At 72.0% G+C, this 17,876-nt stretch carries 22 protein-coding genes and 1 tRNA gene; 8 read left to right on the plus strand and 15 right to left on the minus strand.

What is annotated here, in order from left to right; genetic code table 11:
• Positions 1-49 precede the first annotated feature (49 nt).
• Both ACSBPG_RS02180 and ACSBPG_RS02185 read left to right on the plus strand, forming a co-directional pair.
• The gene (locus tag ACSBPG_RS02180; protein WP_435535452.1) at positions 50-505 is read left to right on the plus strand and encodes a GFA family protein; all 456 of its coding nucleotides are present in this window, start codon (positions 50-52) and stop codon (positions 503-505) included.
• A gap of 102 nt (positions 506-607) precedes the next feature.
• Entirely contained in the window at positions 608-1,543 is a 936-nt protein-coding gene (locus ACSBPG_RS02185; RefSeq protein WP_435535453.1) for a bifunctional helix-turn-helix transcriptional regulator/GNAT family N-acetyltransferase, read from the plus strand.
• Positions 1,544-1,738: 195 nt separating this feature from the next.
• On the opposite strand, the gene ACSBPG_RS02190 is transcribed toward ACSBPG_RS02185, so the two are convergent.
• Genes ACSBPG_RS02190 through ACSBPG_RS02200 form a run of 3 tightly spaced genes read right to left on the minus strand, consistent with a single transcriptional unit; the run spans position 1,739 to position 3,771 of the window.
• On the minus strand, positions 1,739-2,128 hold the full coding sequence (locus ACSBPG_RS02190) for a VOC family protein (RefSeq protein WP_435535454.1): 390 nt from the start codon (positions 2,126-2,128) through the stop codon (positions 1,739-1,741).
• Positions 2,122-3,120 carry a saccharopine dehydrogenase family protein gene (locus ACSBPG_RS02195; RefSeq protein WP_435535455.1) on the minus strand — a complete coding sequence of 333 codons (999 nt, stop codon included), beginning with the start codon at positions 3,118-3,120 and terminating at the stop codon, positions 2,122-2,124. The genes ACSBPG_RS02190 and ACSBPG_RS02195 overlap by 7 nt, the downstream gene beginning before the upstream one ends.
• Positions 3,121-3,144: 24 nt before the next feature.
• The gene (locus ACSBPG_RS02200; protein WP_435535456.1) at positions 3,145-3,771 is read right to left on the minus strand and encodes a nuclear transport factor 2 family protein; all 627 of its coding nucleotides are present in this window, start codon (positions 3,769-3,771) and stop codon (positions 3,145-3,147) included.
• A gap of 134 nt (positions 3,772-3,905) precedes the next feature.
• Between ACSBPG_RS02200 and ACSBPG_RS02205 the strand changes: the two genes are divergently transcribed.
• Entirely contained in the window at positions 3,906-4,817 is a 912-nt protein-coding gene (locus ACSBPG_RS02205) for an AraC family transcriptional regulator N-terminal domain-containing protein (RefSeq protein ID WP_435535457.1), read from the plus strand.
• A gap of 162 nt (positions 4,818-4,979) precedes the next feature.
• Here ACSBPG_RS02205 and ACSBPG_RS02210 read toward each other — a convergent pair.
• Positions 4,980-5,056 (minus strand) — tRNA-Arg (locus ACSBPG_RS02210).
• Between the two features lie 174 nt (positions 5,057-5,230).
• Here ACSBPG_RS02210 and gpt point away from each other — a divergent pair.
• On the plus strand, positions 5,231-5,719 hold the full coding sequence (gene gpt / locus ACSBPG_RS02215) for a xanthine phosphoribosyltransferase (RefSeq protein ID WP_435535458.1): 489 nt from the start codon (positions 5,231-5,233) through the stop codon (positions 5,717-5,719).
• Positions 5,720-5,738: 19 nt separating this feature from the next.
• Here gpt and egtD read toward each other — a convergent pair whose 3' ends face one another.
• The 7 genes from egtD to ACSBPG_RS02250 form a co-directional block, all read right to left on the minus strand.
• A complete protein-coding gene (egtD, locus tag ACSBPG_RS02220; protein WP_435535459.1) occupies positions 5,739-6,719 on the minus strand; it encodes an L-histidine N(alpha)-methyltransferase in 981 nt (326 codons plus the stop codon).
• Positions 6,719-8,020 carry an ergothioneine biosynthesis protein EgtB gene (gene egtB / locus ACSBPG_RS02225; RefSeq protein WP_435535460.1) on the minus strand — a complete coding sequence of 434 codons (1,302 nt, stop codon included), beginning with the start codon at positions 8,018-8,020 and terminating at the stop codon, positions 6,719-6,721. The genes egtD and egtB overlap by 1 nt, the downstream gene beginning before the upstream one ends.
• A 276-nt stretch (positions 8,021-8,296) precedes the next feature.
• Entirely contained in the window at positions 8,297-8,770 is a 474-nt protein-coding gene (locus tag ACSBPG_RS02230; RefSeq protein ID WP_435535461.1) for a PRC-barrel domain-containing protein, read from the minus strand.
• Between the two features lie 82 nt (positions 8,771-8,852).
• On the minus strand, positions 8,853-9,212 hold the full coding sequence (locus tag ACSBPG_RS02235) for a hypothetical protein (RefSeq protein WP_435535462.1): 360 nt from the start codon (positions 9,210-9,212) through the stop codon (positions 8,853-8,855).
• A gap of 8 nt (positions 9,213-9,220) precedes the next feature.
• On the minus strand, positions 9,221-11,779 hold the full coding sequence (gene ctaD / locus ACSBPG_RS02240; protein ID WP_435535463.1) for a cytochrome c oxidase subunit I: 2,559 nt from the start codon (positions 11,777-11,779) through the stop codon (positions 9,221-9,223).
• Positions 11,776-12,783 carry a cytochrome c oxidase subunit II gene (gene coxB / locus ACSBPG_RS02245; protein WP_435535464.1) on the minus strand — a complete coding sequence of 336 codons (1,008 nt, stop codon included), beginning with the start codon at positions 12,781-12,783 and terminating at the stop codon, positions 11,776-11,778. The genes ctaD and coxB overlap by 4 nt, the downstream gene beginning before the upstream one ends.
• A 135-nt stretch (positions 12,784-12,918) precedes the next feature.
• Complete coding sequence (locus tag ACSBPG_RS02250; protein WP_435535465.1) at positions 12,919-13,380, minus strand: PRC-barrel domain-containing protein; 462 nt, start codon at positions 13,378-13,380, stop codon at positions 12,919-12,921.
• 180 nt (positions 13,381-13,560) lie between these two features.
• Here ACSBPG_RS02250 and ACSBPG_RS02255 point away from each other — a divergent pair, with 180 nt between their 5' ends.
• From ACSBPG_RS02255 to ACSBPG_RS02265, 3 genes are all read left to right on the plus strand, one after another.
• Entirely contained in the window at positions 13,561-14,109 is a 549-nt protein-coding gene (locus ACSBPG_RS02255; RefSeq protein ID WP_435535466.1) for a hypothetical protein, read from the plus strand.
• Between the two features lie 16 nt (positions 14,110-14,125).
• Positions 14,126-14,641 (plus strand): hypothetical protein, encoded by a 516-nt coding sequence (locus tag ACSBPG_RS02260; RefSeq protein WP_435535467.1) that lies wholly within the window; start codon positions 14,126-14,128, stop codon positions 14,639-14,641.
• 76 nt (positions 14,642-14,717) lie between these two features.
• Positions 14,718-14,849: a hypothetical protein gene (locus ACSBPG_RS02265; RefSeq protein WP_435535468.1), complete on the plus strand. Its 132-nt coding sequence runs from the start codon at positions 14,718-14,720 to the stop codon at positions 14,847-14,849.
• 47 nt (positions 14,850-14,896) lie between these two features.
• Here ACSBPG_RS02265 and pspC read toward each other — a convergent pair whose 3' ends face one another.
• The 4 genes from pspC to ACSBPG_RS02285 all read right to left on the minus strand — a co-directional run bounded on the left by pspC (position 14,897) and on the right by ACSBPG_RS02285 (position 16,525).
• A complete protein-coding gene (pspC, locus tag ACSBPG_RS02270; protein WP_435535469.1) occupies positions 14,897-15,298 on the minus strand; it encodes an envelope stress response membrane protein PspC in 402 nt (133 codons plus the stop codon).
• A 45-nt stretch (positions 15,299-15,343) separates the two neighbouring features.
• Positions 15,344-15,571 (minus strand): envelope stress response membrane protein PspB, encoded by a 228-nt coding sequence (gene pspB / locus ACSBPG_RS02275; protein ID WP_435535470.1) that lies wholly within the window; start codon positions 15,569-15,571, stop codon positions 15,344-15,346.
• 101 nt (positions 15,572-15,672) lie between these two features.
• Positions 15,673-16,344, minus strand: a complete 672-nt coding sequence (pspA, locus tag ACSBPG_RS02280) for a phage shock protein PspA (RefSeq protein WP_435535471.1) — start codon at positions 16,342-16,344, stop codon at positions 15,673-15,675.
• A 31-nt stretch (positions 16,345-16,375) separates the two neighbouring features.
• Positions 16,376-16,525 (minus strand): hypothetical protein, encoded by a 150-nt coding sequence (locus ACSBPG_RS02285; protein ID WP_435535472.1) that lies wholly within the window; start codon positions 16,523-16,525, stop codon positions 16,376-16,378.
• 163 nt (positions 16,526-16,688) lie between these two features.
• Here ACSBPG_RS02285 and pspF point away from each other — a divergent pair, with 163 nt between their 5' ends.
• Positions 16,689-17,771: a phage shock protein operon transcriptional activator gene (gene pspF / locus ACSBPG_RS02290; RefSeq protein ID WP_435535473.1), complete on the plus strand. Its 1,083-nt coding sequence runs from the start codon at positions 16,689-16,691 to the stop codon at positions 17,769-17,771.
• The last annotated feature ends 105 nt before the right edge of the window (positions 17,772-17,876 follow it).

A 17,876-nucleotide genomic window follows, 5' to 3' on the forward strand; every position in this document is an offset into this window, starting at 1 on the left:
CCAACCGCTTCGCCGGGTGTTTATCCGACACGCCGGAGAGGAGGAGACCATGGGCATCACCGATCCCGCCAACCATCCCGCGGCCGGGCCGCCGCGCAGCGGCGGCTGCGCCTGCGGCGCCGTCCGCGTCGAGGCGCTGGGCGAACCGCGCCGCGTCGGCCTGTGCCACTGCGCCACATGTCGCAAACGCCACGGAACGCCCTTCAACGCGTTCGCCGTGTTCGCCCGCGACCAGGTGCGGATCGTCGGCGGCCCCGTCGCCGTCTACCGCTCGTCGGAGCGGGGGCGGCGCCATTTCTGCCAGGCCTGCGGGTCGCCGGTGTTCTACCGCGAGGAGGGAACGGACGAGATCGAACTGTTCCTCGGCTCGCTGGACGACGCCGACGCCTGGGCGCCGACCTACGAGGCCTGGGACCGCCGGCGGGCGGGATGGCTGCCGGCGCTGCCGTCGGTGCTCTGCCGCTACGCCGAGAACCGCACCGGCAGCCAGCCGACCGAGCCGTAGCGTCGGTCATGGGATGTCCGCTGCGGGATCTCCGCCACGGGATTTGGTTGACTCCGTCAAGTTTTTGTCCGACCCTTCGTGCGACGGGACGGGGAGGTCACCATGGCGGACGAGGGCAAGGCGTCGGACGAGCAGATCGCGGCGGTGCGGTCGTTCACGCGGTTCTACACGCGCCAGATCGGCGTGCTCGACGAGGGGCTGCTGAAGAGCCCGTTCACCCTGGCCCAGGCCCGCGTCCTCTACGAGCTGGCCCACCGCGACGGCCTCACCGCCAGCGGCCTGGGCCGCGAGCTGGGCCTCGACGCCGGCTACCTCAGCCGCATCCTCAAGGGCTTCGAGGGGCAGGGGCTGCTGACCCGGACGCCGGCCCCCGACGACGGGCGGCAGACGGTGCTGGCGCTGACCCCGGCGGGCCACGCCGCCTTCGCGCCGCTGAACCGGGCCTCCCACGACGAGGTCGCCGCCCTGCTCGGGCGGCTGCCGGCGGCCGACCGGGCGCGGCTGGTGGCGGCGATGGGCACGGTGCAGCGCCTGCTCGACGAAGGCCCGGCGGACGACCCGCCGTTCCTGCTGCGCCCCCACCGGCCCGGCGACATCGGCTGGGTCGTCCACCGCCAGGCGGTCCTCTACGCCGAGGAGTACGGCTGGGACGACAGCTTCGAGGCGCTGGTCGCCGAGATCCTCGCCCAGTTCCTGCGCGGCTTCGATCCGCAGCGCGAGCGCGCCTGGATCGCCGAGCGCGACGGTGCGGTGGTCGGCAGCGTCTTCCTGGTGCGCCACAGCGACGAGGTCGCCAAGCTGCGCCTGCTCTACGTCGAGCGGTCGGCCCGCGGCCTCGGCATCGGCCGCCGGCTGGTGGAGGAGTGCATCGCCTTCGCCCGCGAGCGCGGCTACCGGACGCTGACCCTGTGGACCAACGACATCCTGGTGTCGGCGTGGCGCATCTACCAGGCCGCCGGGTTCCGCCTGGTGCAGGAGGAACGCCACCGCTCCTTCGGCGCCGACCTCGTCGGGCAGACCTGGACCCTGGAGCTATAGGGGGAGGCCGGCCCGTCGGTCCGAAGGGGGAAGGTGGCGCGCCGCACCGGGTGACGACGGCAACCGCGGCGGCGCTGCAGCCCTCCCCTGGAAGAGTTCGAGTTCCTCTCGGCCCGCCGGTCAGCATGGGCGGGTTTGGCCGGCAGCGCCCGGTGAAGACGAACACGACGCGTTCGTCATCCCGTGCGGCGGCGATCACCCGGCCTGGCAGACGATCTCGATGTTGTTGCCGTCGGCGTCGAGCACGTAGGCTGCGTAGTAGGTCGGGTGATAGCGGGTACGGACACCGGGCGGGCCGTTGTCCCGCCCGCCGGCGACGAGGGCCGCCGCGTGGCAGGCATCGACCGTCGCCCGGTCGGGCGCGGCAAAGGCGATGTGCAGTCCGCCCCGCACGGCCTCACCGCCGTGCAGCCAGAGACACGGATAGCCGTCGCGCCCCATTCCATGGCGCGGGGGGCGGCCGGCCGAGTGCCTGGCGGCAACCGACAGGACGCACGTCACGCCGAGCGGCGCGAGGGCCGCCTCGTAGAACAGCCGAGCCGCGTCGGGATCGGTCACCGGAATCTCGATGTGATCGATCAGCATGATGCCTCCCCTGAATCGACGATGCGCGTGTCGGCGATGGTCTCGGCGAAACCGTTGCCGAACAGGCCGGCCGGCGTCTGGAAACCGGCACGGACGTCGTCGGCGAGCACGCGCCGTGCCGCCTCGGCCGCGGCCAGCGGCGTGAACGTGTATCCGTTCACCGTGTCGAGCACCGAACGGACGAGGGTGCCGTCGGCTCCGGCGACCTCCGCCGCGGCGAGATACCGGTTGGCATCCCGCTCCTCCGCGGTCGGCCCGTCGGGAAGTGCCGAGAGATCCCCTTGCGGGAACGCGTTCCCCGGGACGTGCACGAAGGTTTCGACATCGGGTACGCCGGTCGTCCGGCCGATGGTGATGACGTCGGGCAGCGTCACGGGGACGCAGGGGACCGGCCCATGCCCGAAGTCGAACGGAACCAGATGATGGGCGCCGCGAGCGACCAGCCTTCCGTCCTTGCGGACCAGCGTTTCCGTCGAGATGTTCTCGCGCGCGCTGATCGCCGAACCGCGCGACAGCGAGCCGGAGACATGCAGCGCGACGGCGATCCTTCGCGGTGTCTCGACGCGGCCCGCCGTGTGGCCGGCAAGGCAGCCGAGCATCGCGACGCTTCCGCCGCTTCCCGGCAGCAGCATGACGCCGGCGGCCTCGGCCGCGGCATCCCACCGTTCCGCCAGACGATAGCTGTCCAGTTCGGCGGCCGTGTCGAGGTAATGGACGCCGTTGCGGATGGCCGCCCGCATGAGCGGCCCGGCGGTGCGCATGTAAGGACCGGCGCAGTTGAGGAGGACCGAGACGTCCGAGAGCGCCGCGTCGATGGCACTGTCCTCGTCGAGGCCGAAGACCCGGTGGTCCACCCCGAGCGCGGCAGCGAGTTCGGCAAGGGGGTCGGCCGTTCGGCCCGCGAGGACGAGCGGAAGGCCAGCGGCCCTTGCGTGCTGGGCGGCCATGCGACCGGTGTAGCCGGTGGCGCCATAGATCATCAGTGTTTTCATGCCGATGCTGCTTTCCTGGTCGGGTCACTCGAGATCGGCGTCGATGCGGACGATCAGCCCGTCGGCATCGATGGAGATGTCCAGACGGCCGATCTCGTGACCGAAGTCCCCCGTGAAATCGACCCGCACGCGCGCTTGGCCGTCGCCGATGCGGTCGATCGAGAGGATGCGGGTGACCGTGCGATGGCCGACGAAATACCTCTCGATGTACGCGCGGATGCCGGCATGACCATCGAAGCGGTGGCCGGTCGATGGGTCGTCGATCACTGCATCCGGCGCGAACAAGGTCACCGCGGTGTCGGCGTCGAAGGCGTTGGTCGCGGCGATCAGGGCATCTGCCGCCGCGCGCAGGGTGCCGGCGGCCGTCGCGTCACCTTCCATGCTGCCCATGCTGCCAACCCTTGCAGACGAGTTCGAGGCCGTGGCCGTCCAGGTCCCGGACTTGCGCCGTGTCGTCGCGGGGATCGTCGTCAAGCTGCGGCCCGGGTGGATGGATCCCGCTCGCGCCGGCCGCGATCGCGCTGACGGCCTCGCCGCCGCTTCCCTGTTGCCGTTGTCGGTGAGGATGACGCCCATGCCGGGCCTGGCGCACCGGATCGCGGCGCTCGCGCCGCGGCTGCGGCTGCCGCCGGTGATGATGACGATGCTCATTTCGCGTTCCTTCGATGGCATGAGCAAGTCATAGCCGCGAAGCCCGCGCCGCCGCTCGCACGATCCTCTTCGGATCTTGCCTGTTCCTGCTTTCCCGTTGATCGGCTGACGGCCCCTGTGGAACAACGATGCCGATGGACACGGAGCTTCAGGAACTCAGGCGATTGGCGTCCCGGGCGGAGAACCGTCGGACCGAGACCGGTATTCCGCGCGTCGCCATGGTGCAGGGACGGATTCCCGAGCATCAGCTTGCCGCCGTCTACGATCCCATGGTGAACCTGATCTTGACGGGATCGAAGACGATGGCGGTCGGCGACCGCACGTTCCGCTATGATCCGGCAACCTATTTCGTGATGTCGGTCGACCTGCCGGCGGTCGGCAGCGTGCATCCCTCCGATGACGGAGCCCCCTATCTGGCGATCAGCCTGACGCTGGAGCCGCCGATCGTCGCCAATCTGCTGGCGGACCTGCCCAAACCTGCCGGAGGCGAGCTCTACAGCCCCGGCTTCTCGGTCGCGCCGGTCACCCCGGAGCTGCTTGACGCCTGGCTTCGCATGCTGCGCCTGATGGAGCGTCCGAACGAAGTCGCCGCCCTTGCTCCGGCCTACGAGCGCGAAATTCTCTTCCGCGTGCTGCAGGGGCCGCTCGGCTGGATGCTGCGTGACATTGCGACCCCCGACACCGCTCTTTCGCGGATCGGCGTCACCATCCGGTGGATCAGGGAGAACTTCACCGAGCCTCTGCGTGTCGAGGCCCTGGCGGGGATGGCGGCCCTCAGCGTTTCCGCTTTCCACCGCCATTTCAAGGCGGTGACGGCGTTGAGCCCGCTCCAGTATCAGAAGCGTGTCCGCCTGTTGCATGCGCGGTCGCTGCTGATGGCCGGCGAAGGCAACACCACCGCCGTCGCCTTCGATGTCGGCTATGAAAGCCCCAACCAGTTCAGCCGGGAGTACGCCCGGCAATTTGGTCTGCCGCCGTCCCGGGACATGGCGCGGTTGCGCCGGAGCCACCCTCGGGACGAGCGCGCCGTCTCGGCCGCCGGCTGATGAGGCCGCGGAATGGCGGGCCCGGGGGCGTCGGGGATCGCACCGAGCTGCGCGCAGGCCTGCCGCCGTGGACCCAAGCGAACGCGACGACGGCGCCCGACCATTCGGCCGGCGCCTGGCGAACCATCGATTTTCAGGGGAGCGATTTCAGGGGAGGGAAAGTGGCGCGCCCGAAGAGATTCGAACTCCTGACCCCCAGATTCGTAGTCTGGTGCTCTATCCAGCTGAGCTACGGGCGCGCTGTCTTTCACGTCCGCCGGGGGCGTCCCCGTCGGAGGCCGGCACGTTACTCAAAGGGCCGGACGGGCGCAAGCCTTTTCCGGTGGGCCCGGGGCAGAAAATGACGGCGGCCGATGGACGCGGTGCGGCGCTTCGGCTATAAGGCGGCCCACTGGTTTCCGGAGTGCTGGATCGTGGCCGAAAACATCCCCTTCAACCGTCATTTCCCGGTCTCGTGGGAAGAGTTGCACCGCAACGCCAAGGCGCTGGCCTGGCGCCTCATCGACAAGGGGCCGTGGAAGGGCATCGTCGCCGTCACCCGCGGCGGGCTGGTGCCCGCGGCGATCATCGCCCGCGAGCTGGAGATCCGCCTGATCGACACGATCTGCGTGTCCACCTACGACCACCAGCAGCAGCGCGACGCCCGCGTGCTGAAGGGCGTGGAAGGCGAAGGGGAGGGCTGGCTGATCATCGACGACCTCGTCGACACGGGCAAGACGGCCCACGTGGTGCGCGCCATGCTGCCCAAGGCGCATTTCGCCACCATCTACGCCAAGCCGGCGGGCCGGCCGCTGGTCGACACCTTCATCACCGAGGTGAGCCAGGACACCTGGATCCACTTCCCCTGGGACATCGAGCTGCAGTACGCCCGGCCGATCGCCGACCGCCACCGCGAAGGCTGAGGGGCGGCCCGGGACCCGGTCACCCGTCCGCCCGGACCCCGTTCTCCCGGACCCCATCCTCCCAGACCAGGGCGTAGACGGCGAACAGCGCCTGCGCGTCGGTCCACACGCAGCACGTCCGCCAGCCCGCGGCCTCGGCGAGGGCGCGGAACTCGTGCACCGCGTACTTGCACGAGATCTCGGTGAGGATGCTCTCGCCCGCGGCGAAGCGCACGGGCTGTCCGGCGACGGTGGCGGTCTGGGCGCGGCGGCTGACCAGGTGCATCTCGATGCGGCCGCGCTCCTCGTCGTAGACGGCGCGGTGGGCGAAGCCGTCGAGATCGAAGGTGCCGTCCAGCTCCCGGTTGATGCGGGCCAGCAGGTTCAGGTTGAAGGCGGCGGTGACGCCGCGGGCGTCGTCGTAGGCGGCCTCCAGCACGGCGCGGTCCTTCCTGCGGTCGACGCCGATGACGAGGCGGCTGCCGGCGCCCAGCCGGCGGCCGAGGCGCTCCAGGAAGGCGCCCGCCTCGGGTGGCGTGAAGTTGCCGATGGTGGAGCCGGGAAAGAAGGCCAGGGTGCGCTGCGGCGCCACGCCCCCGGGCAGGGTGAAGCCGGCGGCGTAGTCGGCCGTCACCGGGGTGACCGCCAGGCCGGGATAGTCCTCGGCCAGGCGCGCCGCGGCGGCCACCATGTGGTCGTGGGAGATGTCGACCGGCACGTAGGCGGCCGGCGCCTCCAGCGCGTCGAGCAGCAGGCGGACCTTGACGCTGGAGCCGCTGCCCAGCTCGACCACCGTCGCCGCCGGGCCGGCGAAGGCGGCGACGTCGGCGGCGTGGCGGCGCAGCAGCGCCATCTCGGTGCGGGTGGGATAGTACTCCTCCAGCTCGCAGATCGCGTCGAACAGGGCGGAGCCGCGGCGGTCGTAGAAGTACTTGCTGGGCAGCGCCTTGTGCGGCCGCGCCAGGCCGTCCAGCACGTCGCTCAGGAAGCCGGCGGCGGGGGCGGGAACGAAGCCGTCCATCACGCGTCCTCCGCCAGGCGCAGGCCGGCGAACATCCAGCGCTGGTGCGGGTAGAAGAAGTTGCGGTAGGTGGCCCGCGCATGGCCGTCCGGCGTGACGCAACAGCCGCCGCGCAGGACGAACTGGTTGGCCATGAACTTGCCGTTGTACTCGCCGACGGCGCCGGCGGCCGGGCGGAAGCCGGGGTAGCGGGCGTAGGCGCTGGCGGTCCATTCCCAGACGTCGCCGAACATCTGCACCGGGCGCCCATCGTCCGCGGCGGCGTCGGGCACCGGGTGCAGGTGGCCGCGGCCCAGCGTGTTGCCGACCGCCGGCAGGCCGGCCGCCGCCACCTCCCACTCCGCCTCGGTGGGCAGGCGCGCGCCGGCCCAGCGGGCGAAGGCGTCGGCCTCGTAGAGGCTGACGTGGCACACCGGGGCGTCGTCGGCCACCGGCACCTCGCCGCCCAGCGTCATGACGTGCCAGACGCCGTCGCGCTGGCGCCAATAGCCGGGGGCGGTCCAGTCCTGGGCCTGCACCGCGGCCCAGCCGTCGGACAGCCACAGCGTCGGCGTGGCGTAGCCGCCGTCGGCGATGAACGCCTTCCAGGCGCCGTTGGTCACCGGCCGCGAGAACAGGCGGAACGGCTGCAGCAGCACCTCGTGGCGCGGCCCCTCGTTGTCGAAGGCGAAGCCGTCGCCGCCGTGGCCGATGCGGCGGACGCCGCCGTCGAAGGCCAGCCAGCGGCCGGCACCCCCGGCCGCGGGCGGCTCCGGCCGGTCCGTGCGGTAGGCCGGCCGCAGCGGGTTCTCGGCGAACAGCGACAGGATGTCCATCAGCAGCAGCTCCTGGTGCTGCTCCTCGTGGGCGAGGCCGAGCGTGACCAGCGGGACGAGCGGCGCTGCGCGGTCGGCGTCCTCCAGGAAGCGCAGCATCGCCGCGTCGACGTGGGCGCGGTAGGCGGCGATCGCGGCGATGCCGGGCCGGGTGATCATGCCGCGCCGCGGCCGGGCGTGGCGCGGACCGGCGGCCTCGTAATAGGAATTGAAGAGGTAGGCGTAGTCGGGGTCGAACGGCCGGTAGCCGGCGGCGTGCGGGCCGAGGACGAAGGTCTCGAAGAACCAGGTGGTGTGGGCGCGGTGCCATTTGGCCGGGCTGGCGTCCGGCATGGGCTGGACCGTCTGGTCCTCCGCCGTGAGATCGCGGGCCAACGCCTCGGTGGTGTCGCGCACCTGGCGGAACCGTTCGGCGAGGGCCGGAGCGGCCTCCTCCGTACGCGGCCGGAGCCTGGTGGATGGGGCGGTGACGGCAGCCTGCCTCATGGGTCCTCCCTGGTCCTTGCCGACGGCGCGCCGGGCGGCGCCGTCGTCCCGGGAACGCCCCGGAAAACGCGAAACGGCCGGTTTTGTCCGGCCGTTTCGTGCGGGGCCGCCCCTGCCGGAGGAGTCCCGCTGGCAGTCCCCGCACCCATCCATACCACCGGCGGCCCCGTCGATCAGCGCTCCAAAGCGGGTAAGGCGCCGTCAATTGGGTCTAGGCCGGCAGTCCTATGCCCAAGGGCGGGGCGCCGGCGGCGGTGCGGCTCAGCGGGCGCCGTATCAGCGGGCGCCGTAGAGGTCGCCGACGGTCATGTCGTGCTCCTCGGCGTAGTCCTCGAAGTCGCCCTTCTTGAACTCCTGGAGCGCGTCGACCTGCTCCTCCGTCAGCGGCAGGGTCAGGCGCTCGTTCACATAGCGGAAGTGGTCGAGCGGAATGGCGAAGTCGCGGTCGCTGGTGTCGAGGAACTCGTCGGCGTCGAAGACGGCGTAGAGCTGGCCGTCGCGGCGGACGATCTCCTCGATCTCGCCGATCTCCTTGCCGTCGGCGCCGTAGACGTCGGCGTCCTCGAGGTCGTCGATGCGCTGCTGCATCAGCATGGGGTCGAGATCGCCGCCGGCCGCCATGCCGGCCGAGGGAGCCGCCGAGGGGGCCACCGTCGGCGCCGCCGGATCGAGCGTCGTCTGGGCCAGCGCCGGCGCGGCGCTCAGCAGGGCGGCGGTGGCGGCGGCGGTCAGCAGGGTCTTCACGGACATGGTCAAACTCCCGGTTCGGATGTCGCTCTCCCCCATGCAACAGCGGAGTCCGCCGAGAATTCCCAAGCTCGTGCTCGCGCGTTCAGCCGCACGCCGGGACCTGCAGCGCCGGCAGGCCGATCCACAGGATCGCCAACCACGACAGGCCGGCGAAGGCCGCCGTCATCCAGCGCACGAAGCCGCCGGCCTCGCCGGAGGCGCCCGCCGCCGGCCAGGGGCCGCGCCAGGCCCGCACGGCGACAAGGCCGGCGGCGGCCAGCGCCAGCAGGGTCGCCAGGGCGACCCCGGCGGGCACCAGGCCGATGCCGAACAGGGTCGCCCCGGCGAAGCCGCGTGCGCAACCCAGCGCGGTGAAGGCGTAGACGACGGCGAGGTGGGCGGCCCAGATCAGCAACCCGGCCATCATGCCGGCCAGCAGGCCGGCGAAGCGTCGCGATCGCATGGGCCCCCCTACCCGGCGGCGCGGGGGAACAGGTGGAGCACCAGCAGCGCCGTGATCCCCTGTCCCGCCATGTAGTGCCAGAGCAGCATGGTGTTGTCGAACGTCAGGCGGCGCCGGGCGTGCAGCAGGCCGCAGGCCGAGCGCGCCAGCGTGTAGAGCGCCATCACCGTCAGCACGCCGACGTGGAAGCCCTGCCAGCACAGGATGGCGAAGACGATGGCGGCGTAGGCGTCCTCCGAGGGGACCAGCCCCGCCACCCGCCAGTGCGGGTAGAGGCTGGCGGCGAAGGCGGCGGCCATCAGCACGAGGCCGGCCAGCAGGGCGGCCCGCACCGTCCCGTGCCCGTTCCGGCCCAGGGCGCGGCCGGCCCAGACGAGGGCGGCGCTCGCCGCCGCCCACAGGGCGAGGCCGGCGCCGAGCCACCACAGGGGGGCGACGCGGGCGCCGTCGGCCGGCCACACGTCGGGGCTGACCGTCCACAGGAAGAAGTAGGCCCACAGCAGCGACACGAAGGCGGCGGCATCGACCAGCATCAGCACCACCAGCGCCCACCAGGAATGGGACATCGGGCCGTGGGCGCCGACCGGCAGGCGGATGCCGCCGCCGACGTCGACCGGCCGCTCGTCCTCGCCGTGGTCGGAGCCGCGCCACAGCCAGACGCAGATCGCCAGGATCGCGACGACGCCGGCCGCCGCCGCCGGGATCACCAGCTTGAAGGTCAGCAGCAGGAAATGCACCGCCGTCGCCACCGCCGCGGCGGGGGCGGCCCAGCTCGGCCCGGGGATGCGCATGACGTACTGGGGCTTGGCGTCGACCGGGCTGGTGATGATGGTCTCGCGCCCGCCCGTCGGGGCGTCGGGCAGGAAGTGCTGGCCGCGGTCCACCTCGTCCGCCAGGCCCGGCTGGTCCCACAGCGGGTAGAGGCTGTCGACGCGGGGGATCGAGCGGGCGGCGTAGTTGTCGAGGGGCAGCCACTCCAGGGTCGCGGCGTCCCACGGGTTGGCGTTGACCTTACCGCCCATGCGGAAGCGCCGGGCCATGTCGATGAGCACCAGCACCACCCCGGCCGCCAGCACGAACGAGCCGGCGGTGGAGATCAGGTTGAGCCAGTCCCAGCCGAGGCCGGTGGGATAGGTGTAGACCCGCCGCGGCATGCCGAGCAGCCCGGTCAGGTGCATGGGGAAGAAGGCGATGTTGAAGCCGGCGAACATCAGCCAGAACGCCCACACGCCGAGCCGGTGCGACAGCGGCTCGCCGTTCAGGGTCGGCCACCAGTAGTAGAGGGCGGCGAACAGCGGGAACACCATGCCGCCGATCAGCACGTAGTGGAAGTGCGCCACCACGAAGTAGCTGTCGTGCACCTGCCAGTCGAAGGGGATGACCGCCACCATCACCCCGGTGAGGCCGCCGAGCACGAAGATGAAGAGGAATCCCAGCACGAACAGGGTCGGCACGGTCCAGCGGATGACGCCCTTGCCGAAGGTGGCGATCCAGGCGAAGACCTGGATGCCGCTGGGGATCGACACGGCCATGCTGGCGGCGGAGAAGAAGGCCAGCGACAGGGCGGGGATGCCGGTGGCGAACATGTGGTGCACCCACAGCCCGAAGCTGATGAAGCCGGTGCCCACCACCGCCAGCACGATCCAGCGGTGCCCCACCAGGGTGTGGCGGGCGAGCGCCGGCACCATCATCGACACCAGTCCGGCGGCCGGCAGGAAGATGATGTAGACCTCGGGATGGCCGAAGAACCAGAACAGGTGCTGCCACAGCAGCGGGTCGCCGCCCTTCTCGGCGATGAAGAAGGGCCAGTGGAAGGCGCGCTCCAGCTCCAGCAGCGCGGTCGCCATGATGACCGCGGGAAAGGCGAAGACGATCATGCCCGCCAGCACCAGCAGCGACCAGGCGTAGACCGGCATCTTGTCCAGCGACATGCCCGGCGCCCGGGTGCGGAAGACGCCGACGGCCATCTCGACCGCGCCGGCGATCGCCGAGATCTCGATGAAGCCGATGCCGAGCAGCCAGAAGTCCGTGTTCTCCCCGGGGGAGTAGAGGTAGGAGGTGAGGGGCGGGTACATGAACCAGCCGCCCTCGGGCGCCAACTGGACCAGCAGCGAGGCGAAGAAGGCGAGGCCGCCGACGAAATAGGCCCAGAACGCGTAGGCCGACAGGCGCGGGAAGGGCAGGTCGCGCGCCCCCAGAATGCCGGGCAGGAGGTAGACCCCGAACGCCTCCATCACCGGGACGGCGAACAGGAACATCATCGCCGTGCCGTGCACGGTGAAGAACTGGTTGTAGGTCTGGTGGCCCAGCAGGTCGTTCTCCGGCACCGCCAGCTGGGTCCGCATGACCAGCGCCAGGACGCCGGCCAGCACGAAGAACAGCAGCGCCGTGCCGATGTAGAGGACGCCGATGTAGGTGTTGTTGACGACGGAGAAGACGCGCCAGCCCGTCGGATTCTGCCAGATCCGCCGCAGCCGCTCGAGTTCGCCGGGCGGCCGGGGGGAGGGGTTGAGCGGCATGCCCGGCGGCGGCAGATCGTGGCCCCGTTCGTCGCGGACGGCGCTCATTTCAGCCCCGCGAGGTAGGCGGCGATGGCGCGCAGCGTGACCCCGTCGAAGACGTCGAAGGAGGGCATGCGGTTCTCCGGCTTCAGGTGCTGGGCGCTGGCGATCCAGCCGGCGAGCGCGCCGGCGCCGTTGGGGAACATGCCGGCACCGATGGTGAGGCGGCCGCCGACGTGGGTGAGGTCGGGGCCCGAGGTGCCGTCGGCCGGCGTGCCGCGCACCGTGTGGCAGGCGCCGCAGCCGGCCTCCAGGAAGGCGGCGCGTCCCGCCCGCCCGAAATCGTCCGCCGGCTCCGCCGCCGGCCGCGCCGTGCGCTCGGCCCAGGCGGCGAAGGCGGCGGGCTCCAGCACGACGACGTCGAACGCCATCAGCGCGTGCTGGGCGCCGCAGTACTCGGCGCACTGGCCGCGGTAGACGCCGGGCGTCTCGGCGACCAGGCTGAAGCGGTTGGTGTGGCCGGGGATCATGTCGAGCTTGCCGGCCAGGGTCGGCATCCAGAAGCTGTGGATGACGTCGGCGGTGGTCAGCACGAACTCGACCCGCCGGCCGGCCGGCACGACGATCTCGTTGGCGGTGCGGAAGGTGCCGCCGGGGCCGGCGTAGCGGACGTCCCACCACCACATGTAGCCGGTCACCTCGATGCGCAGGTCGACCGGCTCCCCGGCGGCGACGAGGCGGCGGGTCACCGCGAACTCGTAGACCTGGAGGGCGAACAGGACGACGATCGGGAAGACCAGCCCGCCGCCGAGGATCCAGCCGATGCCGCCGCGGAAGCGTTCCGGCCGGACCAGCACGGCGTAGAGCACCAGGCCCATGACGCCGACGAAGATGGCGCCGCCGCCGACGAACAGGACCTGGCCGATCTCGAAAATGGCGCGGGCGTCGGCACCGGCGGGGGCGAGGGCCGACTGCGATCCGCCGCAGCCGGCCAGCGGCACGGCCAGCGACAGGGCGGCCCCGGCGGCGGCGGTCCTGGGATGCGGGCGGCGGCGGGGGCGGCAGGCCACGGTCGTCGTCCTCCGGGCGGGGCAAGGCGGGGCGGGCGGCGACCGGTCGGGCGGTCCGCCGCCTTGTAAACGACACGGCCACGCTCGTGTTCCGCCCGGCGGTGCCGGTCCGCTCCGCGCCGGCGGCGGTTTTCCTTACTGGGCCCGCTTGGCCCCGCCCTTGTCGCCCAGCGAGACCATGTTCTCGCCGTACTCGAAGGCGGGCATCGCCGCGACCTGGTCGCGGGTGACCGTGCGGGCGGTGACCGTGTCGCCGGCGACGTCGAGCAGGGTGTAGTCGACGGCGATCAGCTTGTCGCCGGTGCCGTCGGCCGCCCCGGTGTCGATCACCGCCACGTTGGCCCGTTCGGTCTCCTGGTCGAGCACGATGTCGGAGAGCGTGCCGAGCGAGCGGCCGTCGCTGCCGGTCACCGTGCGGCCGAGCAGGCCCTGCAGGGCCGCCATGTCGCCGGGCATGCCGCCGGCGGTGCCGGGCGCCTGGGGCTGCGCCGTCGCCTGGCCCGCCCGGCCGGCCGCCGCGCCGCCCTGGTCGGCCAGGGCGGCGCCAGCACCGCCCAGCGTCAGGATGGCCGTCGTCAGCAGAAGAATGCGCCGCATAGTGTCCTCCTTCGTCGTCGCGCGGTCGCCGGGCAACGGCCCGGTTCGCCTGCCAACCGGGCGATCCGGCGGAGGTTCCGCAAGGGGCCTATGCGACTCGGCACGGTTGCGATGGCGCGCAATTAGCGGTACGACTTTGGTGATAGTTGACGCGCGGCGGTCGCGCGGGCGGGGTCCGGCATGTGGCAGACCTTCACGACGGCGTTGGTGATGGCCCTGTCCTTCTCGGCCGTGGCGTTCGGAATCGCCAAGGCCGTGGTGGTGGTGGGGACGCGGCGCATCGAGCGCCGGCACGGCTTGGTCGGCATCCGCGACACGCTGGCCCGCCGGGCCCGCCTCGAACAGCGGCTGGAGGCGCGGCGCGGCGAGCGGACCGCCGCCCTCAAGGCGATCGACGCGCGGACCCAGGACGTGCTGCTGCGCCGCCAGCAGCTCGACCGCCGCCTCGCCGAGGCGACCCGCGGCGGCGATCCGGTGTTCCGGCTGATCGGCGAGGAGATGGTGGGCCATTCCCGTTTCCACGCCGAGGTGATCAACCGCTACGTCGGCGTCGGCGCCTCCTCCAGCGTGCCGGTCGACCCCAGCTGGGCGCAGCCGCAGGCGGTGGAGGTGTGGGCGCCCGGCCTCCAGGAGGCGCGCCGCGAGGTGGAGCGGCGCTATCCGCCCTCCTTCGGCTACAAGGTGGTGCGGCTCCACGAGGTCGGCGTGGCGCTCAAGGCGGCGTCGTGAGGGGAGGAGGGGCGCGATGCTGGCCTACATCTTCGCCGCCGTGGTCGCGCTGTTCTGCCTGGGGTTCTCCCTCAAGCAGGCGTTCCAGCGCCTGCGCGACGCCGAGGAGACGGTGGCGAAGGCGGCGGTGCGCCGCCAGGCGCAGGTCGACCGCATCCGCCGCGCCGCCCGCACCACGCTCGGCCTGGCCCGCGAGATCCGCGAGGCCGAGCGCCGCCAGCGCGATCTCGAGGCGGCCTGCGGCGAGCTGGAAGGGCGCCTGCTGGCCAGCAACGGCATCGACCGCCGGCTCTACGTGCTGGACGACCGCCGAACGCCGAGCGACCTCACCTGGGTGGTGCGCGTCGCCAACCCGGACTACGCCCGGCGGGTGCAGCCCGACCTCGATCCCGCGGTCCTGGAGACGTGGCGGCGCGGCCGCCGCTTCCTGGTCTGGGCGCTCGACGAACGCAAGGCGCGGGACAAGGTGTACGCGCGCTTTCCCGAGCACAAGGGCTTCTACATCCAGGGGGCTGCGCGTCGGGAAGGATGAGAGTACCTCCATTGCGTGGTGCGCTTCTCCCGACGCTTTCGGTTCACCGGCGTTATAGGCTCAGGAGGATCGACACATGGACATGGATCTCATCGTCGTGACGGTTGCCCTGGCGCTCGGTGTGATCACCGCGATGCACGCGGGCGAAGCGAAGCGCCTGCCCATCCGCATCCGCAGCCGCGAGGACCGGCGGCGGCGCCGCCGCTGAGCGGGGCGCCCTCGGCGGTCTGCTCAGCGGTCCCTTCAGCGGTCCCTTCAGCGGTCGAGGTCGCGGATCGCCCGGTTGAGGGCGTGCTCCTTGGAGGTGACGTAGGTCTCCATGGCGCCGATCCGCTTCTCGAAGTCGCGGAAGCGCTGCGCCAGGCCCGCCAGGGTGCGGTCGGGCTTGGTGGCGACGGAGCGCCAGAACACCTCCTCGTCCGGGGTGCGGTAGAGCTCGGGCGGGCGGGTCGGCAGGGCCACCGCCGCCACGACGTAAGCGGCCAGCACCAGCGGCGTGAAGACGAACATGCCGACGACGACGGCGAGGCGCACGAGGAACGGGTCGATCCCGAAATAGTCGCCGATGCCGGCGCACACCCCACCGAGATAGCCGCGCTGCGGGTTGCGGTAGAGACGGTGCGGGTTGGGGGAATCGAACGGCGATGGACGGGACATCGGTGCCTCTGTCTAAGCGGAGTGGTGTGGACCGGGCGACGCGGCTCAGATCTTCGCGCGCCAGCCCGGCGCCTCGGCGTCGAGCACGCGCTCCAGCGCGTGGATGCGGCCTTCCATGCGGTTGGCGGTGTCCCACAGCTCGGCCAGCAGGCGCTCGTCCTGCGCCGACAGGCCGCGGTTCGACCGCCAGCGGGTGAGGTAGTGGAACACGATCCACAGGGGTGCCACCACCACCAGGAACAGCACCGCCAGCACGAACCCGAAGCCGCTCATCACGGGTCAGCCCTTTCGTTTCTTGTTGGGAATCGCTGCTTGGAGGGTCCGGCCCCCGGCCGCGCCGGCGCGCGGCGGGGCGGGGAACCGGAACGCGCGGGTCAGCCGGCCTTGCGGGCGGCGATGCGGGCCTTCAGGGCGGCCAGCTCCTCGTCCACCTTGTGCTCGGCCTCGAGCTCGGCGATCTCCTCCGACAGCGACTTCTTGCGGCCGACGTCGTAGGCCTCGACCCGGCCCTCCAGCTCGTCGAGGTTGCGCTCCACCTGCTCGAAGCGGGCCAGCGCGTCCTCGATGCGGCCGTCGTTCAGCTTCTCGCGCACCTTGACGCGGTTGGCCGCGTTCTGGGACCGCGCGACCAGCGCCTTCTCGCGGGTCTTGGCGTCGGTCAGCTTGGCCTGCAGGCGGGCGATGTCGTCGTTGGCCTTGTCCAGCGCCTCGTCCACCTGGGCGAGCTGGCGGGCCAGCGCCTCGGCCTGCTCGGCCACCTTGGCCCTGGCCGACAGCGCCCCCTTGGCGAGGTCCTCGCGGTCGCGGGTGAGGGCGATCTCGGCCTTGCGTTCCCACTCGTCGCGCTCGCGGTGGAGCTCGCCGACCCGGCGCTCGATCTCCTTCTTCTCGGCGATGATCTTGACGGTGGAGGAGCGCACCTCGACCAGCGTGTCCTCCATCTCCTGGATGATGAGGCGGATCAGCTTCTCCGGCTCCTCGGCGCGGTCGAGCAGCGCGTTGAGGTTGGACTGGACGATGTCGGTCAGGCGCGAAAAGATGCTCATTGTCTGCTTTTCCTCGGATGCGCGGACGGGGTCAGCCCAGGAGAGCGCCGGCGACGACGCCGGCGAAGAAGAACATCCAGGATTCCGACGGCCGGCTCATGAGGTACGCGCGGACGCGGCGGATCGTGGCCGACCCGGTGCGGGTGGTGCGGTGGTAGCGGGTGTAGCTGTCGTCGGTCATGCACGGTCTCCTTTGCCCCATGACCAAGCAACCGCCGTGCCAGCGGCCGAAGGGCCGCGGAATCCCGCCCTTTCGCCGGTTCCGGCTTGACCGCCGGGCCGGGATGCCTTAGCTGATTCGACCGAGTCATCGCCGTTTTCGCCACATCATCGCCGAATCCGCCATGTCCAATCCCAGCCCGTCGGCCTTGCCGCCGCTGCTCGGCGAAGCGCCGGCGTTCCTCGCCATGCTGCAGCACGTGTCGCGGGTGGCGCCGCTGGAGCGGCCGCTGCTGGTGATCGGCGAGCGTGGCACCGGCAAGGAGCTGGTGGCCGCCCGCCTGCACTATCTGTCGCGGCGCTGGGACCGGCCGTTCGTCAAGGTGAACTGCGCGGCGCTGCCGGAGACCCTGCTCGATTCCGAGCTGTTCGGGCACGAGGCCGGCGCCTTCACCGGCGCCGTGCGCCGGCAGGTCGGGCGCCTCGAGCAGGCCGACGGCGGCACGCTGTTCCTGGACGAGATCGCCACCGCCAGCCCGGCCGTGCAGGAGAAGCTGCTGCGCGCGGTGGAGTACGGCGAGATCGAACGGGTCGGCGGGCGCACCCTGACGGTCGACGTGCGGGTGGTCGGCGCCACCAACGCCGACCTGCCGGCCCTCGCCGCGGCCGGCCGCTTCCGGGCCGACCTGCTGGACCGTCTGGCGTTCGACGTCATCACCCTGCCGCCCCTGCGCCACCGGCCGGAGGACGTCCCGGTGCTGGCCGACCACTTCGCCCTGGGCATGGTGCGGGAGCTGGGGCGCGCCCTGTTCCCCGGCTTCACGGCGGCGGCGGCGGCGGCGCTGCTCGCCCACCCCTGGCCCGGCAACGTGCGCGAGCTGCGCAACGCCGTCGAGCGGTCGGTGGCCGCCACGGACCCGGACGAGCCGGTGGCGGCGGTCCTTCTCGATCCCTTCGCCTCCCCGCACCGCCCGGCCGCGCCGCCGCCCGGCGACGGCGCGCCGGCCGCGGGGGAGCCGGCGGCAGGGGAGTCGGCGGCTGGGGAGTCGGCGGCAGTGGCGGCGGCAGAGGCGGCGGCGGACGCCGGGCCGTCGGCCGGGGGCGGCTTCCTCGACCGCGTGCGGGCGTTCGAGGTGGGGCTGCTGCGGGACGCCCTGGCCCGCCACCGCTTCAACCAGCGCCAGACGGCGCGCGCCCTCGGCCTCAGCTACCACCAGCTGCGCGGCTATCTGCGCAAATACGGGCTGACCGGCGCCGAGACGGGGTGAGTCACCCTTTCGCAACGTCGGCGCGGCAAATCCCGCGGCGGCGCCGCCCGGCCCTTTTGCCGCGCCGGCGCGGCGGCGTATACCTGCGGTTGGGCATCGTCCCGC

The sequence above is a fragment of the Azospirillum sp. ST 5-10 genome (assembly GCF_051225715.1).
Classification (GTDB): Bacteria; Pseudomonadota; Alphaproteobacteria; order Azospirillales; family Azospirillaceae; genus Azospirillum.

Excerpts from the sequence above, each read along its gene's own strand:
- ACSBPG_RS02180 (WP_435535452.1), top strand. The coding sequence starts at position 50 with ATGGGCATCACCGATCCCGCCAACCATCCCGCGGCCGGGCCGCCGCGC.
- ACSBPG_RS02185 (WP_435535453.1), top strand. The coding sequence starts at position 608 with ATGGCGGACGAGGGCAAGGCGTCGGACGAGCAGATCGCGGCGGTGCGG.
- ACSBPG_RS02190 (WP_435535454.1), bottom strand. The coding sequence starts at position 2,128 with ATGCTGATCGATCACATCGAGATTCCGGTGACCGATCCCGACGCGGCT.
- ACSBPG_RS02195 (WP_435535455.1), bottom strand. The coding sequence starts at position 3,120 with ATGAAAACACTGATGATCTATGGCGCCACCGGCTACACCGGTCGCATG.
- ACSBPG_RS02200 (WP_435535456.1), bottom strand. The coding sequence starts at position 3,771 with ATGAGCATCGTCATCATCACCGGCGGCAGCCGCAGCCGCGGCGCGAGC.
- ACSBPG_RS02205 (WP_435535457.1), top strand. The coding sequence starts at position 3,906 with ATGGACACGGAGCTTCAGGAACTCAGGCGATTGGCGTCCCGGGCGGAG.
- egtD (WP_435535459.1), bottom strand. The coding sequence starts at position 6,719 with ATGGACGGCTTCGTTCCCGCCCCCGCCGCCGGCTTCCTGAGCGACGTG.
- egtB (WP_435535460.1), bottom strand. The coding sequence starts at position 8,020 with ATGAGGCAGGCTGCCGTCACCGCCCCATCCACCAGGCTCCGGCCGCGT.
- ACSBPG_RS02230 (WP_435535461.1), bottom strand. The coding sequence starts at position 8,770 with ATGTCCGTGAAGACCCTGCTGACCGCCGCCGCCACCGCCGCCCTGCTG.
- ACSBPG_RS02235 (WP_435535462.1), bottom strand. The coding sequence starts at position 9,212 with ATGCGATCGCGACGCTTCGCCGGCCTGCTGGCCGGCATGATGGCCGGG.
- ctaD (WP_435535463.1), bottom strand. The coding sequence starts at position 11,779 with ATGAGCGCCGTCCGCGACGAACGGGGCCACGATCTGCCGCCGCCGGGC.
- ACSBPG_RS02250 (WP_435535465.1), bottom strand. The coding sequence starts at position 13,380 with ATGCGGCGCATTCTTCTGCTGACGACGGCCATCCTGACGCTGGGCGGT.
- ACSBPG_RS02255 (WP_435535466.1), top strand. The coding sequence starts at position 13,561 with ATGTGGCAGACCTTCACGACGGCGTTGGTGATGGCCCTGTCCTTCTCG.
- ACSBPG_RS02260 (WP_435535467.1), top strand. The coding sequence starts at position 14,126 with ATGCTGGCCTACATCTTCGCCGCCGTGGTCGCGCTGTTCTGCCTGGGG.
- ACSBPG_RS02265 (WP_435535468.1), top strand. The coding sequence starts at position 14,718 with ATGGACATGGATCTCATCGTCGTGACGGTTGCCCTGGCGCTCGGTGTG.
- pspC (WP_435535469.1), bottom strand. The coding sequence starts at position 15,298 with ATGTCCCGTCCATCGCCGTTCGATTCCCCCAACCCGCACCGTCTCTAC.
- pspB (WP_435535470.1), bottom strand. The coding sequence starts at position 15,571 with ATGAGCGGCTTCGGGTTCGTGCTGGCGGTGCTGTTCCTGGTGGTGGTG.
- pspA (WP_435535471.1), bottom strand. The coding sequence starts at position 16,344 with ATGAGCATCTTTTCGCGCCTGACCGACATCGTCCAGTCCAACCTCAAC.
- ACSBPG_RS02285 (WP_435535472.1), bottom strand. The coding sequence starts at position 16,525 with ATGACCGACGACAGCTACACCCGCTACCACCGCACCACCCGCACCGGG.
- pspF (WP_435535473.1), top strand. The coding sequence starts at position 16,689 with ATGTCCAATCCCAGCCCGTCGGCCTTGCCGCCGCTGCTCGGCGAAGCG.